13 protein-coding genes and 1 other RNA gene are annotated in these 13107 nt (G+C 64.2%); 7 read left to right on the forward strand and 7 right to left on the reverse strand.

Translation table 11 applies throughout. From position 1 onward, the window contains the following. Positions 1–538: 538 nt before the first annotated feature. The 5 genes from ROR02_RS05380 to ssrA all read right to left on the reverse strand — a co-directional run bounded on the left by ROR02_RS05380 (position 539) and on the right by ssrA (position 4227). Positions 539–781 carry a ribbon-helix-helix domain-containing protein gene (locus tag ROR02_RS05380; protein WP_147162989.1) on the reverse strand — a complete coding sequence of 81 codons (243 nt, stop codon included), beginning with the start codon at positions 779–781 and terminating at the stop codon, positions 539–541. A 78-nt stretch (positions 782–859) separates the two neighbouring features. Further along, positions 860–1195: a TfoX/Sxy family protein gene (locus tag ROR02_RS05385; protein ID WP_246135414.1), complete on the reverse strand. Its 336-nt coding sequence runs from the start codon at positions 1193–1195 to the stop codon at positions 860–862. Between the two features lie 52 nt (positions 1196–1247). Then, complete coding sequence (locus tag ROR02_RS05390; RefSeq protein ID WP_147162991.1) at positions 1248–2864, reverse strand: fumarate hydratase; 1617 nt, start codon at positions 2862–2864, stop codon at positions 1248–1250. Between the two features lie 101 nt (positions 2865–2965). After that, positions 2966–3523 (reverse strand): SspB family protein, encoded by a 558-nt coding sequence (locus ROR02_RS05395; protein WP_246135415.1) that lies wholly within the window; start codon positions 3521–3523, stop codon positions 2966–2968. Positions 3524–3893: 370 nt separating this feature from the next. Continuing rightward, positions 3894–4227, reverse strand: a transfer-messenger RNA (tmRNA) gene (gene ssrA, locus ROR02_RS05400). Between the two features lie 201 nt (positions 4228–4428). On the opposite strand from ssrA, the gene cas9 reads away from it, so the two are divergent. From cas9 to cas2, 5 genes are all read left to right on the forward strand, one after another. Further along, on the forward strand, positions 4429–7926 hold the full coding sequence (gene cas9 / locus ROR02_RS05405) for a type II CRISPR RNA-guided endonuclease Cas9 (protein ID WP_147162992.1): 3498 nt from the start codon (positions 4429–4431) through the stop codon (positions 7924–7926). After that, positions 7923–8099, forward strand: a complete 177-nt coding sequence (locus tag ROR02_RS16555; RefSeq protein ID WP_170244976.1) for a hypothetical protein — start codon at positions 7923–7925, stop codon at positions 8097–8099. Before cas9 ends, ROR02_RS16555 begins: the two co-directional genes overlap by 4 nt. A 16-nt stretch (positions 8100–8115) precedes the next feature. Continuing rightward, a complete protein-coding gene (locus ROR02_RS05410) occupies positions 8116–8466 on the forward strand; it encodes a CRISPR-associated endonuclease Cas1 (RefSeq protein WP_170244977.1) in 351 nt (116 codons plus the stop codon). Between the two features lie 311 nt (positions 8467–8777). Beyond that, positions 8778–9239, forward strand: coding sequence for a CRISPR-associated endonuclease Cas1 (locus ROR02_RS16800; protein ID WP_246135416.1), 462 nt, complete (start codon positions 8778–8780; stop codon positions 9237–9239). Next, a complete protein-coding gene (cas2, locus tag ROR02_RS05420; protein ID WP_170244978.1) occupies positions 9232–9627 on the forward strand; it encodes a CRISPR-associated endonuclease Cas2 in 396 nt (131 codons plus the stop codon). The genes ROR02_RS16800 and cas2 overlap by 8 nt, the downstream gene beginning before the upstream one ends. Before the next feature lie 244 nt (positions 9628–9871). On the opposite strand, the gene ROR02_RS17545 is transcribed toward cas2, so the two are convergent. Then, positions 9872–10576, reverse strand: a complete 705-nt coding sequence (locus ROR02_RS17545; protein WP_407672589.1) for an IS630 family transposase — start codon at positions 10574–10576, stop codon at positions 9872–9874. A gap of 88 nt (positions 10577–10664) precedes the next feature. Beyond that, on the reverse strand, positions 10665–11006 hold the full coding sequence (locus ROR02_RS05430; RefSeq protein ID WP_170244979.1) for a helix-turn-helix domain-containing protein: 342 nt from the start codon (positions 11004–11006) through the stop codon (positions 10665–10667). Positions 11007–11358: 352 nt separating this feature from the next. Between ROR02_RS05430 and ROR02_RS05440 the strand changes: the two genes are divergently transcribed. Next, the gene (locus ROR02_RS05440; RefSeq protein WP_147162996.1) at positions 11359–12702 is read left to right on the forward strand and encodes a tyrosine-type recombinase/integrase; all 1344 of its coding nucleotides are present in this window, start codon (positions 11359–11361) and stop codon (positions 12700–12702) included. Positions 12703–12830: 128 nt separating this feature from the next. After that, positions 12831–13106, forward strand: coding sequence for a helix-turn-helix domain-containing protein (locus ROR02_RS05445; RefSeq protein ID WP_147162997.1), 276 nt, complete (start codon positions 12831–12833; stop codon positions 13104–13106). The last annotated feature ends 1 nt before the right edge of the window (position 13107 follow it).

Consider the following 13107-nt stretch of genomic DNA (forward strand, 5'->3'; position numbering starts at 1 on the left):
GCGTCTTGTCGGGGAAACCGCACGAAAGCCCCTGCCTGATGCGATTTCACCCGGGCCACACCTGAGTCCAGCGGGACTCTGGTCCCTGCCCTTCTACTAAACATATTATTCCCTAAAGAAGGATTAAACAACATGGAAGAATTATTCTTTAATTTTTATGGATAAAACTGAAAAATTTTCGTTTTCCCGCCGCATGGGGGAGGGCGATCCGATACAAGACGAAAACGAAACGCAATGCCCCGGTTTCAAGGGAAAACAAGAAGGGGGTCCCCGGGGATGGGGGCGTTTTCGCGCCGCTTTCCCCGGGGGCCGGGCCAAAAAGCGCTAGAGTCCGTCCGTTTCACGGTGAAGCGGACAGACTCCGGATCCCTTTGTTTGAGTTTGTTGTTTCGGGAAAAGCGCTGCCCCCTTTTCCCTGACGAACTCTAGGGGGAGACCCGAAGAGGGGAAACCGCTTCTCGGATAGGTCGAACACAAAAACAAAGAGTGAAAGCATCGTGCCTGGCTCCGGGCCAACGCACGATGCTCCAAGGGAAGATCAGGAGGCCATCGTGTCCGGAGCGCGGTACGCGGCCAGAACGTGGATGCGAATCGCACTCGACAGGTTGCCGGAGCGCTGCGCGTCGATGTCGGTGACCAAGTCGTTGACCGAAATCCCGCGCCGGCGGGCCAGCTCCTTGAGGGCCTCCCAAAAAGGTTCCTCCAAAGACACGCTGGTGCGGTGACCGGCGATTGTTACCGATCGCTTGCGCACCATCGGGTCCGCGACGACATTGTCCATGGGTCTGCCAGGCTCCTAGGGATTGGCGAAAAAAGCTCAAAGGGGGAGGAAAGAGGGAAGAATCAGGGGGAGAGCCCCCTATCCGGCGGCCTTGCGGGCGCGCTTGGCCGCCTCGAACGCCTTGCGGCCCCACTCGGCCATCCGGTCCTCGTCGTCCAGCACGAACGGGGGGACCGCCCGGAACTTGAGGCCAGCCGACATGAGAGGGGCGCCAAACAGGCCCGCCTCGGGGGTGGCCTCCCGTTCCCAGGCGTCGTATTCGGTGCGATTGCCGGAATCGACCCGGAAATGGAGGCGTCCGCCCGAAACCAGGCCGAACAGCACTCCATCCAGGTAAAACCCCGTGGCGTCGGTCATGTCACAGACCTCTACCGTCCCCAGGGTGGCGCGCAACAGGGGCAGGAGGGCCTGCACCAAGCGCGCCCGACGGAGATCCTCCCGCCCGCACGCGGGCAGGATCGGCTCCTTAGAGTTGCTTGAAGAAATCATTGCCCTTGTCATCGACGATGATGAATGCGGGGAAGTCTTTTACTTCAATGCGCCAGATCGCTTCCATTCCAAGTTCCGGATATTCCAGCACCTCAACCTTGCGGATGCTGTTCAGGGCCAGCTGGGCCGCGGCGCCGCCGATCGACCCCAGATAGAACCCGCCGTGACGCTTGCAGGCCTCGGTGACCGCCGTCGAGCGGTTGCCCTTGGCGATCATCACCATGGAACCGCCCCGGCTTTGGAACAGATCCACATAGGCATCCATCCGTCCGGCCGTGGTCGGCCCGAACGAGCCCGAGGCGTAGTTCTGGGGCGTTTTGGCGGGTCCGGCGTAATACACCGCCATGTTCTTGAAGTAGTCCGGCAGATCCTCGCCCCGGTCCAGGCGTTCCTTCAGCTTGGCGTGGGCGATGTCGCGCGCGACAATCATGGGGCCACTCAGCGAAACCCGGGTGCGCACCGGATACTGCGACAAGGTGCGCCGGATTTCGTCCATGGGCCGCGACAGATCGATGTGCACGACCTCGTCCGACAGGCGGTCGGTGCGCACGTCGGGCAGGTAATGGGCGGGATCGGTTTCCAGGTGCTCCAGGAACACGCCGTCGCGGGTGATCTTGCCCACCACCTGACGGTCGGCCGAGCACGAAACCCCGATGCCCACCGGACAGCTGGCGCCATGACGGGGCAGGCGCACCACCCGCACGTCGTGGCAGAAGTACTTGCCGCCGAACTGGGCCCCCAACCCCAAGGAGCGGGTCAGGTCCAAGATGCGCTCTTCCAGATCCAGGTCACGGAAGGCATGGCCGGTGGACGACCCCGCCGTGGGCAGGCCGTCGAGGTAGTGGGCGCTGGCCAGCTTGACCGTCTTCAGGCAGGTTTCGGCGCTGGTGCCGCCGATGACCACGGCAAGGTGATAGGGCGGGCAGGCGGCGGTGCCCAGGGTGCGGATCTGTTCGTCGGCGAAGCGCAGCAAGGATTCCGGGTTCAGCAGGGCCTTGGTCTGCTGGTACAGGTAGACCTTGTTGGCCGAGCCGCCGCCCTTGGCCATGAACAGGAACTTGTAGGCATTACCTGGGGTTGCGTACAAATCGATCTGGGCCGGCAGATTGTTGCCGGTATTGACCTCGTCGTACATGGTGAGTGGCGCCATCTGCGAATAGCGCAGATTGAACTCGCCATAGGCCTGGGCCACGCCCTCGCTGAGCGCCAGGGCGTCGTCGTCGCCCGAGAACACCCGCTGCCCCTTCTTGCCCATGATGATCGCGGTGCCGGTGTCCTGGCACATGGGCAGCACCATGCCGGCCGCGATGTTGGCGTTCTTCAGCAGTTCCAGGGCCACGAAGCGGTCGTTGGCCGATGCCTCGGGGTCGTCGAAAATCGCGCGCACCTGGGCCAGATGCGCCGGGCGCAGCAGGTGGGCGATATCGCGGAAGGCCGTTTTGGCGAGAACGCTCAGGGCTTCGGGCTTGACCACCAGCATGGGGGAACCGCGAAACGTTTCTTCGCCAACCAGACCTTCGGTGCCTTCGACCCGACGGTACTCGGTGGTGTCGGCGGCCAGGGGGAACATTTCCGCGAAGGCGGGATCAATCATGCCGGTCTCTCCCGAAGGATATGAGGGTAGGCCCTCCCTTGCCGTCGCCCCGGAAAAACCGGGGGCGCGATCAACAACCAGGGGGCCGTGGACGCGAACGCTCAAGGTTTCTTGCGGAAGCGGTCCAGCGTAATAATATTGCCGGGGCTACCCTCGGCCGGGGTGGATGCCAAGGGCGGCGTGGCGTCGCCCGGAGCCTCGTCGGTGAACACCAGGCCGGGCGTGAGCAAGGCCCCTTCGGGCAGGGTATCGTCGTCCCCGACCCCGTTTTCGGGCACTTCGGAGGCAGCCGGGCCGCCCGGAACCGAAAACTGAAGGCTGAACGTCGCGTGCGGATCGGCAAAGGTGGAAACCGCCCGGAACGGAATGACCAGGCGTTCGCGCCGGCCGCCGAACGACAGGCTGACTTCGAAATGGTCGGGCTCGACCACCAGGTCCCAGAACTGGTTTTGCAAAACGATGGTCATCGCCTCGGGGTGCTGGCTTTTGAGGCGGGGGGCCAGCTGAACGCCCGGGTAATTGGTGCGGAAGGTGATGTAGAAATGATGGGCACCGGGCAGCCCCTGACGCGCGGTCACGTCAAGCGCCTCGCGCACCACGCCCTTCAGGGCACTCTCAACCATCTGGTCATAGGCAAAGTGGGTGATCCGGTCTTCCACGGGCGCTCCTTGGGGTCCCTATGAACGAATAAGCAGGGCGGGGCATGCCACGGTTTCCCAAACGGGAGCGTTTCTCCCCTGGGATCCCCCGGGCCTGTCCGGGCCTGTCCCCAGCATAGCGTCTGGCTCTCCAAGCGCAACCGGGCTCATGGCCCGCGCTTTGCATTTTGCGCATGGCACGATCTCCCGGACGCATGGCCGTAAGGCTGGGCTTGCAGCAGGTGGGAGAAAGGAAGCGATCAGAGAAGAGTCGAAAGGTCGAGCCGCCTGGGCCTAAAGAATGGGGCGGCGCGCTGCTTTTTCGGGGCGCCCATGCGCGAGGGGCAGGGCTCCGAGGGAGCAGGGTTCTTGTTTGGAGAGCAGGGGGAGAAGTGGGGGGGCTTCTGTTGCCCGGTGCCCCCCCGAACCGCGCTTACGGATTTTTAGGCCGCAGCGGCAAGTTCAACGTTATCGTTGGCACTTGTCAGAGTTGGTCCGATAACGGTGGTACCATGCCGAACACAACCCAGGCCTTTACCACGCACGTCGATCCTATTTCGCCCCCGAGGCCGATTCCAAGGGATGGGGCCCAAGGGATCGGGACTGGTGGAGGCGCCGGGTACCGCCCCCGGGTCCGCAACGCTTATTCCGCGTGGGGTTTAGTGTCATAGCCGGCTTGCACCGGCCCTCTTACTATAGGGAGGGATCGCGGCCAGGGAAAGAGGCAAGCGCATTTTATCACGCCGAAGGGGCCGGGGGCGCGGTTGACGACAAAGGGCCAGACGCATGTGACGCCTGGCCCCATTTGTCCCCACGGCCCCGAAGGGCCGGGATTACTGTAGCCGCTCTCCGAAGCAGCATCTTCCAGTTAAAGGCGTTTTAAAGGTACCGTCAACCCTTTGATGAAAATATCGAAGGGAACGGCCATGGGTCTTGGATGGGGTATCGACGTTGGCGTGGCCAGCCTGGGCTTCGCCGTTTTGGACCTGGACGAGGCGGGCCAGCCGCAAGAAATCGTGGACGGGGTGGCGCATGTGTACGACGCCCCCACCGGCGCGGTGGAGCGGCGGCTGTTCCGCTCGATGCGCAGGCAAAACCAGCGCCGGCGCCGGCGACTGGCGACGTTGAAGGCGGCGCTGGTGCAAAACCTGGGCCTGGATCCTGGCTTCGATCAGGTGGTGCCCGACGACGAGACGGTGCGCAAGGGCCACGCCAACGGCGGCCTGTCGCGGGTGCGTCCGCGTGCCCTGGGGCTTGAGGTCGCGTTGTCGCCCGAGGACCTGGGGCGGGCGTTGATGCACCTGGCCCGCAATCGCGGCCGGCGCCTGAGTCGGGGTTTGCGGGATGCCCGTCCCGACGACGCCCCGGAACCCGACCCCAAGGCGGGCACGCCCCAGGACGTGAAAAAGGGCAGGGGGGCGAAAAAGGCCAAGGCGGATCCGGAGTCGCCGGAAGGCATGGCCGCCGCCGCGCGCCGGACCCAGGATCTGCTGGCGGCCCTGGGGCGCGAGTTGGGGCAGGGCGAGCCGGCCACCCCGGGGCAATGGTTGCGCCGCGAGGAGGAGCGCGGGAACCCCACCCGCCAATCCAGGCACACGCCCGATACGCCCGTGTTCACCCGGCGGATGATGCAAGACGAGGCCCGGCGGCTGCTGGAGGCCCAGGCTTCTTTTCATCCGGGCCTGACGGCGGAAACGCGCGCCAGCCTTTTCGGCCTGATTTTCCACGAGGAAACCACGGACGGGCCCAGGGTCGGGAAATGTCGCTATCGGGTGCGCGGCCCGGATGGCGCGATCGAGGACCGGCTTCCCCTGGCCTCGGACCTGTTCCAGACCAAGCGGATTTTGGAGGAAATCGCGCATCTCGTCACCCTGACCGATCCGATCACCGGCACGAAGGAACCGCTGACCCTGGCCCAGCGCGACGGGCTGCGCGACAAGGCCCTGGCCGGCGAAGACCTGACGGCGGCCAAGGTGCGCGCCTGGTTGAAGCTGGGCCGGAGCGCCGAGGCGCCGGTTCTGGGGCTGGAGGTTGCCGCGGGAGCGGCGGCCAAAAAGGCCGGCAAGGGCCGCAAGACCGAGGCCCGGATCGCGGGCCACGCCCTGGCCAAGGCGTTCCGTGAGGCCGGCGCCCATGACCTGTGGCACGGGGCCAGCCTGGCCGAGCGCGACCGTCTGGCCTGTCTTCTGCGCACCGTCGATGACCGGGAAGAGCTGACGGAGGTTCTGGAAGGCGAATTCGGGCTGGAGGCTCCGGTGGCCGCCGCGCTGGCCCAGGCCCGGGTTCCGCAGGGATATTCGGCGGCCGGGGCAACGGCCACGCGCCACATCATCGAGCAGATGCAAGCCGAGGTGATCCCGGTGTCGGAAGCGGTGCGCCGCGCCGGCCTGCGCGATGCCCTGGGCACGCCCGAGGAAGACAGGCCGCCGCGCACGGCTCCCTTGCCCTACTACGGCGAAGTCCTGCCCGAGGCGTGCATGGGCGGGACCGGGGAACCCGGCGATCCCCCGGAAAAGCGCTTTGGCCGCGTGCCCAACCCGGTGGTGCACGTGGCCTTGAACCGGCTGCGGGTGGTGGCGAACGAGTTCCTGAAGCGCTACGGCCCCCCCGACCGGATCGGCCTGGAATTGGCCCGCGACATGCACAAAAGCATCGAGGAACGCGAAGCCCAGGAAAAGGAAAACCAGGCCCGGCAAAAGGAAAACGACCGCCGGGCCGAGATGCTGATCAGCCAGGGCCTGCCGGCGACCCGTGACGCCTTGAAGATGATGCGCTTGTGGGAGTGGCAAAAGCACAAGTGCCTGTATACCGGGCAGGAAATCAGCCTGGAAGACCTGGGGCGGGGCGTGGTCGAGGTCGATCACATCCTGCCCTGGGCCGAGACCATGGACGACCGCATGGGCAATCTGGCCTTGTGCTTGCGCGAGGTGAACGCCTTCAAGGGTAAACGGGCCCCGCACGCGGCGTTCTACCCCCGTTTTCCCCGGGGGGATGGCCGGGATCGGGATTACGCCCACCTTCTGAAGCAGGTGCAGGAAGACCGGCCGGGGTCGTTGTGGCGCTTCGAGCCCGATGCCCTGGAGCGGGTGCGCGGGCAAGAGCGCTTCCAGGAGCGTTTCTTGAACGACACCCGGTACGTGGGCAAGCTCGCGCGCGCGTATCTGGCCCGTCTGGTGCCCCGGGAAAGCGATGTGCTGTGTTTGAACGGGGCCATCACCGCCCAGCTGCGCCGGCAGTGGGGATGCTCGACCCTGATCCGCGAGATCATGATTGACGAAGGGCGTCTGGATCCCGACCTGTTCGCGCCCCAGGGCGATCCCCCGGCCGACGAAGCCGCGCGCGCCGAGCACGCCAAGGCCCTGGCGGAACGGGTGCGGGCGCGGGGCAAGATCCGCTGGGATGACCGCCATCATCTGCTGGATGCCATCGTGGCCGGGTGCGTGACCCGCTCCGACGTGCAGCGCCTGCAAACCCTGAGCGCGCGCGGCGTGGCGGGCGAGGACGCGGCCACCGTGCTGGCCGGGATTCGTCGGGGTGTTGGGGACGCGGCGCCGGCCGGGTTTTGCTGGCGCCCGGATTTCTCCCCCCGGGTCAAGGCCTTCCTGACCACGCTCACGCCCGAGCAGCCCACCCGTGTGACCCGCAAGCCCGATCATGATCCCAAGGGGGCCCTGCACAAGCAAACGCAACTGGGCGTGATCTGCGAAAACCCGGACCGGCCCGGCCTGTTCGTGACCCTGGCCCGCCAGGAGGTGGCCGCCCTGGGGGCGCCATGCAAGGACCGGGCGGCTTTTCAGGAACGTTTGGAGGAGCGCCTGGGGATCGGGGGCCCGGCGCGCGCGGCCCTGGCGGCGGCGGTGAAGGCGGGGCGGCCGGTGTGGTGGGGCCGCCAGAAGGCCACCGACCCCAGCGACGCCCCGCTGGCCGCCCTGGGCAACCTGGAGCGGGCCAACACCCAGCTGCAAGAAGCGCTGCTGGCCGCCTGGGACAGGGCCGCCGAAACCCTGGACGACAAAGGCAAGCCCAAATCCGGCCCCCTTCTGGCCCGCGAGGCGGTGGCCGAGGTGCTGAAGCAAGCCAAACAATACCGCTTCACCCGGGTTGAGCACCAAAAGGTGCGGGTGCTGCGGAGGAACAAGGATGGGCGCCCGTGTGTTTCGTATGTAACGGGTAGCAATCATGCCCTGGTTTGCTTCAAGCGCCTTGATGGGAGCCCCGATCTTGAGGTCATCACGACCTTGGATGCGAACGATACCCGATTCGTTCCGACATGGAGGCGTTTGGGAGGTCATCTTTTGTTCACGCTTCAACAGGGGGATCTTGTCGAAATGACCCCTCCTTCCTTGCGGAGCGACGACGAGGAAGAGAATTTTTGGGGCGGGAACGCGCAATTTACCGGTTGGCCTCGTTTTCTGGAGACATGAAAACCATTGATATCGAATGCTTGCCCGTCCAGGAACCGCGCGGTCCCAAGGAAGTGCCGAAGCAAACGCGCGTTCGTTTTAAAAGCCGGGATAAATTTTTCGCGGCCCGCCCGGTTCCTGTCTTTCTGACGCCGGGCGGGGTTTTGAAATGGAAGCCACCGGTGGGCAATTGAACGAGGGGAGGGGGCCGTGTGGCGAGTCGTGGATATTGCCGGCGACGGCCGGATCCTGACCTTGTCCCACCAGCGGCTGGCGGTGGCGGGACCGGAGGGGCCGCTGGGTCTGGTGCCCTTGTCCGATATCCAGTCGATCGTGGTGCACGGGCACGGGGCCATGGTGTCGGCGGCGCTGGTGGCCCGCCTAGCCGAGGAGGGGATTCCCCTGGTGGTGTGCGGGAGCAACCACCTGCCGGTGGCCTGCTGCGTGCCGGTGGTGGGGCACTTCGAGCAGGCCGACCGGCTGGCGGCGCAAACCACGGCGGCGCTGCCCGTGACCAAGCGTCTTTGGAAGCAGGTCGTGGGCGCCAAGATCCGCGCCTAGAGTGAGACCCGAAAAGTGGGAACCGCTTTTCGGATAAGTCGAACGTAAAAACAAATGCTTAGAGCATCGTGCCTGGATCAGGTTTAACGCACGATGCTCTAGGCGGCGGTGCTGGAGCGTGCGGGCAAGCCCGACGTGGCCCGGCTGCGCACCCTGGCCGGCCGGGTGCGTTCCGGCGATCCCGAGAACGTCGAGGCCTGGAGTTTGTCAGGGAAAAGTGGGCACCGCTTTTCCCGAAAAGACAAACTCAAACAAAGGGATCCAGAGTTTGTCCGTTTCAACGTGAAACGGATAAACTCCAGGCGGCGCGGGTGTATTGGCCGGCCCTGATGGGGGCGGCATTCCGGCGCGATCCCGAAGGTGGCGGGCCCAACGGCGCGTTGAACTATGGCTACACGGTGCTGCGGGCGGCGGCGGCGCGGGCGATCGTGGGCGTGGGCCTGCACCCCAGCCTGGGGATCTTTCATGCCGGCAAGCGTGATCCCTTCCAGTTGGCCGACGACCTCATGGAACCCTTCCGCCCCCTGGTGGACGAGGAGGTCCACCGTCATGGCGACACCTGGGCCGGTCCCCTTGATCCCACCCGCAAGGCGGCCCTGGTGGCCCTGACCACGGCGGGCCTTCCCACCGACCAGGGGGTGGTGCCCGTGGTCCGGGTGCTGATTGGCATCGCCCAGTCGCTGGTCGAGGTGTTCCAGGGGCGCCGTTCCCGTCTCTGGTTGCCCGATGCCTGGGAAATCGTGCGGCAGGAAAGGCTGGATCTCGATGATTGAACCGGAAGTCCGTCGGTTGGTCAGTTTGCGCACCCGCGAGCGGCGCGGGCTGCGTCAGGGAGGCGTTTCGGCGTATCGCAGCATGTGGCTGGTTGTTCTCTTCGATCTGCCGGTGGGGTCCCAGGCGGAACGCCGGGCCGCCAACCGGTATCGGCACCTTCTGCAAGACGAGGGTTTTGTCATGAAGCAGTGGTCGGTGTATGTGCGCTATTTCGACAGCCGGGCCAAGGCCGAGGCCGCCGCCGACCGCCTGGGCGCCCAGGCCCCGCCCATGGGGTTGGTCAGCATGCTGTTCCTGACCGACAAGCAATACGGTCTGACCCGCAACTTCGAAGGCGCGGCACCGCGTCCGACCGAGAAAAAACCGGAGCAACTGGCCCTGTTTTGAGCCGTTTTGCTCCGGTTTTTCGTCACCCTACCCCCGGAAAACAAAGCGAAATCAAGGAGGTGGGAGGGGGTGGACTGTAGCACGGCTTGTTTCGGAGAGCAGCTACAGCTTGGTCGGGGCAAGAGGGTTCGAACCTCCGACTGTAGCACGGCTTGTTTCGGAGAGCAGCTACAGCGCATACGCATGTCCAGGCCGAAAGGCTAAAACTGTAGCACGGCTTGTTTCGGAGAGCAGCTACAGCTGATCAAGGTCCACCAAAAAAAGACCGGCGACTGTAGCACGGCTTGTTTCGGAGAGCAGCTACAGCCGTGCAGAGAGCATCGAAATCCCGGGGCGCCATCGCTCTGACGACGGCCTTGATTCTGGCGAAGAGCATTTCGATGGGATTGAGGTCGGGGGAATAGGCGGGCAAGAAGGACAGCGTGGCGCCGCACGCTTCGATGGCCCGTCGAGCAGCGGCGTTCTTATGGACGTTGAGATTGTCGCAAATCACGATGTCGTCGGCGGCCAAAGTCGGGGCCAGGGCTTGCTCGACCCACGTTGCGAACGCGTCGCCATCCATGGCACCAGGTAAAAGGATGGGAGCGTCCACACGCTCAGAGCGCAGGCCCGCGATAAAGGTATTGTTATGCCAATGTCCGCGGGGAACCGAATCAATGCAGGGTTGGCCCCGCTTGGAACGCCCGCGTAAACGGGTCATCTTCGTATCAAAACCACTTTCGCCGATGAAGACCAACGCCCCGATATTAAGATCCGTCATTCCATTACGCCATCGCATCCGCGCTTCGACAATGTCTTCGCGCTTTTGTTCAGAGGCGACCAGTGTCTTTTTTTTGCGCGTGATGCCATGACGGGCCAACAGGTGCGCGCCCGCAGCACTGGCTGAAAGGCCGTCTTCCAGAAGCGCCACAAAGCGCCCGCGCAAATCACTCGAATACGGCTTTCCCATCCCGGCCGACCTCCTGACGGTCAGCCCGTTGAATCATAAAACGTGATCCTTGGGAATCCCACGCGACTCAACCCGAGATCAGAGCACTCTAGGAGATGCCCAGTGCCTTCAGGCGGCGAGAGACCGTCGATTGGTCTATCCCAAGGATATCGGCAATTTCCTGCTGCGTTTTCTTCTGTCGCACCCGAAGATCCCGAATCGCTTGATCCTGGTCGGTCGATGAAGAATCGGCCCCATTATAAACAACTGCGGTCTGGAGCAGTCCCCCAACTGTGGTCTCGCGCGAAAGGACATTGCCCTCAGGAGTTTTTATATGCTCCCGCTCCACGCCTCCCTTCCTCACAAATTTGACATCGTTTTGCGGATCATCCCGAAGAACATCTAGCTGATTCGAGCCTGCCCCGCTTGTCGGAGTAAGGTCTTTAGCCATGTCATCCTCCATCTAGCACAGGTGCTTTATCGGCGCATTGGTGTCCCAGCGGTGTCCCGATCAAAGAAAAGGCTGATGCTTTGGGACACCAGCCTTTCTTCAAGCCCTTGAAATTCAAGGGAAACTATGGTGAGCCCGGCGCGACTCGAACGCGCGACCCGCTGATTAAAAGTCTATTCCAAGGCACGCCACGAACCCTAGGAAATCCGCGTGTCAGAGGCCCGTCGCGTATTTTTCCATCATATAAACAAGGACATAATTTGACAACCGACTGACAGCGAGAGACACTTAACGCCATCGGATAGCCGCTTTTGGCACTGACACAGTGCTGACACGAGATCGGGGTAAAGCGATGGCCGAGAGCATCACGGATAAAGCTGTCAAGGCGTTGGTGCCCCCGGAGACGGGGAACAGGATCGTGTGGGACGCCACCGTGCGAGGCTTCGGTGTGAGGATCACCGCCAAGGGCGTCCGGGCATTCGTGCTGGACTACAGAGCTTCGGGACGACAACGCCGCCTGACCATAGGGCAATATCCGGATTGGACCGTGACCGCCGCCCGGGACGAAGCCAAGCGGCTGAAGCGGGAAATCGACCTGGGGAACGATCCCCTGGCCGCAGTGGAAGCGGAGCGTGAGGCGCCGACCGTGGGCGTGCTGATCGACCGCTTCAAGGCTGAGGTGCTACCCCGCAACCGGCCTGCTACCGCAACCGAATATGCCCGGATGCTGGATGACCTGGCCCGGCCCGCCCTCGGCAGGATGAAGGCTGAGGATGTGGCATACCGGGATATCGCTGCCCTGCATCGAAAGGTGTCCGCGCGCGCGCCCTACCGGGCGAACAGGCTGGTGGCCGTGCTGTCCAAGATGATGAATTGGGCCGGGAAGGAGGGATTGCGCACTGGCCCCAACCCCTGCAAGGGTATCGAGCGGAACCACGAAGACCGCCGCGAGCGGTTTCTTTCCCCGCTTGAACTGGCGCACCTGTCGGACGCCTTGCACGGACTGCAAGACCGCCGGAGCGCGGATGCCATCCGCCTTCTTTTGCTGACCGGCGCCCGCCGTGGTGAAGTCCTGTCCGCAACCTGGGATCAATTCGACCTGTCGGCCGGTGTCTGGACCAAGCCATCTGCTCACACAAAACAGAAGAAGACGCACCGGATCCCGCTGTCGGCGCCTGCGCGCGCCCTGCTGGCCGACATCCGGGCGCGACAGGATGGAGGCGCCGCCTACCTGTTCCCCGGCGAGGGTGCCGACGCGCACCTGATGGACGTGAAGAAGGCATGGGCGAGCGCAACCCAACGCGCCACCATCGCCATGTGGGACGCGCGCGTGGACACCGAAGCCGGCCGGCTGGTGGCCGACCTGACGACGGACGGGAAGCTGCCGACCTGGACCGCCGTCCAGGCGGAGGCCAAGGCCCGGGGGATTACCTTGTCCGCCGGCCTGACGAACGTGCGCGTGCATGATCTTCGCCACACTTTCGCGTCTGTTCTGGCATCGGCCGGCCTGTCGCTGCCCGTGATCGGCGCCCTACTGGGGCACACACAGACGGCGACCACCGCGCGATATGCCCACCTGATTGACGATGCCCTACGGGCCGCGACCGAGCGGGCCGGAAGCCTGATCGACGCTGCTACCGGGCCGGAAGCTGAGGTGGTGCCGCTGAGTCGAGACAGTCAAAATGGTTCCGATTAGGTACTAATATGCGTAAACGCATAAATTGATAGAGTGAAACTGAAATAGATTGCTGGTTGCGTCAAAAGGAACCACAATGGCCCCCATTGGCACGGGATGACGTGTCTTGCTAACAATGAGGGACTACCATGCACGCGGAGATGTCCACTGGGGCACCCCTGGAGAATGCTGCCCCCGCGCTTGATGAAAACCGTCTTACCATCGAGGGGCGAACGTACCTGACCCGCGCCGGGCTGGCCCGCACGCTGGGGGTGTCTGTGCGCACCTTGACCCGCTGGGAGACCGCCCGGATCCATCCGCCGCGCGTTAAAATCGCCAATCTGGTGCTTTACCCCGAGGCGGAGATCCCGGGGTGGCTGGACACACACACGGTGCGGACGCCGGCCCGGCGCGGGCGGGCTTAAG

The organism is Pararhodospirillum oryzae (assembly GCF_007992075.1).
Taxonomy (GTDB): Bacteria; Pseudomonadota; Alphaproteobacteria; order Rhodospirillales; family Rhodospirillaceae; genus Pararhodospirillum; species Pararhodospirillum oryzae.

What these genes read in the sequence shown, in the direction of transcription:
- ROR02_RS05380 (WP_147162989.1), bottom strand. Translation starts at nt 781, where the DNA reads ATGGACAATGTCGTCGCGGACCCGATGGTGCGCAAGCGATCGGTAACA.
- ROR02_RS05390 (WP_147162991.1), bottom strand. Translation starts at nt 2,864, where the DNA reads ATGATTGATCCCGCCTTCGCGGAAATGTTCCCCCTGGCCGCCGACACC.
- cas9 (WP_147162992.1), top strand. Translation starts at nt 4,429, where the DNA reads ATGGGTCTTGGATGGGGTATCGACGTTGGCGTGGCCAGCCTGGGCTTC.
- ROR02_RS16555 (WP_170244976.1), top strand. Translation starts at nt 7,923, where the DNA reads ATGAAAACCATTGATATCGAATGCTTGCCCGTCCAGGAACCGCGCGGT.
- cas2 (WP_170244978.1), top strand. Translation starts at nt 9,232, where the DNA reads ATGATTGAACCGGAAGTCCGTCGGTTGGTCAGTTTGCGCACCCGCGAG.
- ROR02_RS17545 (WP_407672589.1), bottom strand. Translation starts at nt 10,576, where the DNA reads ATGGGAAAGCCGTATTCGAGTGATTTGCGCGGGCGCTTTGTGGCGCTT.
- ROR02_RS05430 (WP_170244979.1), bottom strand. Translation starts at nt 11,006, where the DNA reads ATGGCTAAAGACCTTACTCCGACAAGCGGGGCAGGCTCGAATCAGCTA.
- ROR02_RS05440 (WP_147162996.1), top strand. Translation starts at nt 11,359, where the DNA reads ATGGCCGAGAGCATCACGGATAAAGCTGTCAAGGCGTTGGTGCCCCCG.
- ROR02_RS05445 (WP_147162997.1), top strand. Translation starts at nt 12,831, where the DNA reads ATGCACGCGGAGATGTCCACTGGGGCACCCCTGGAGAATGCTGCCCCC.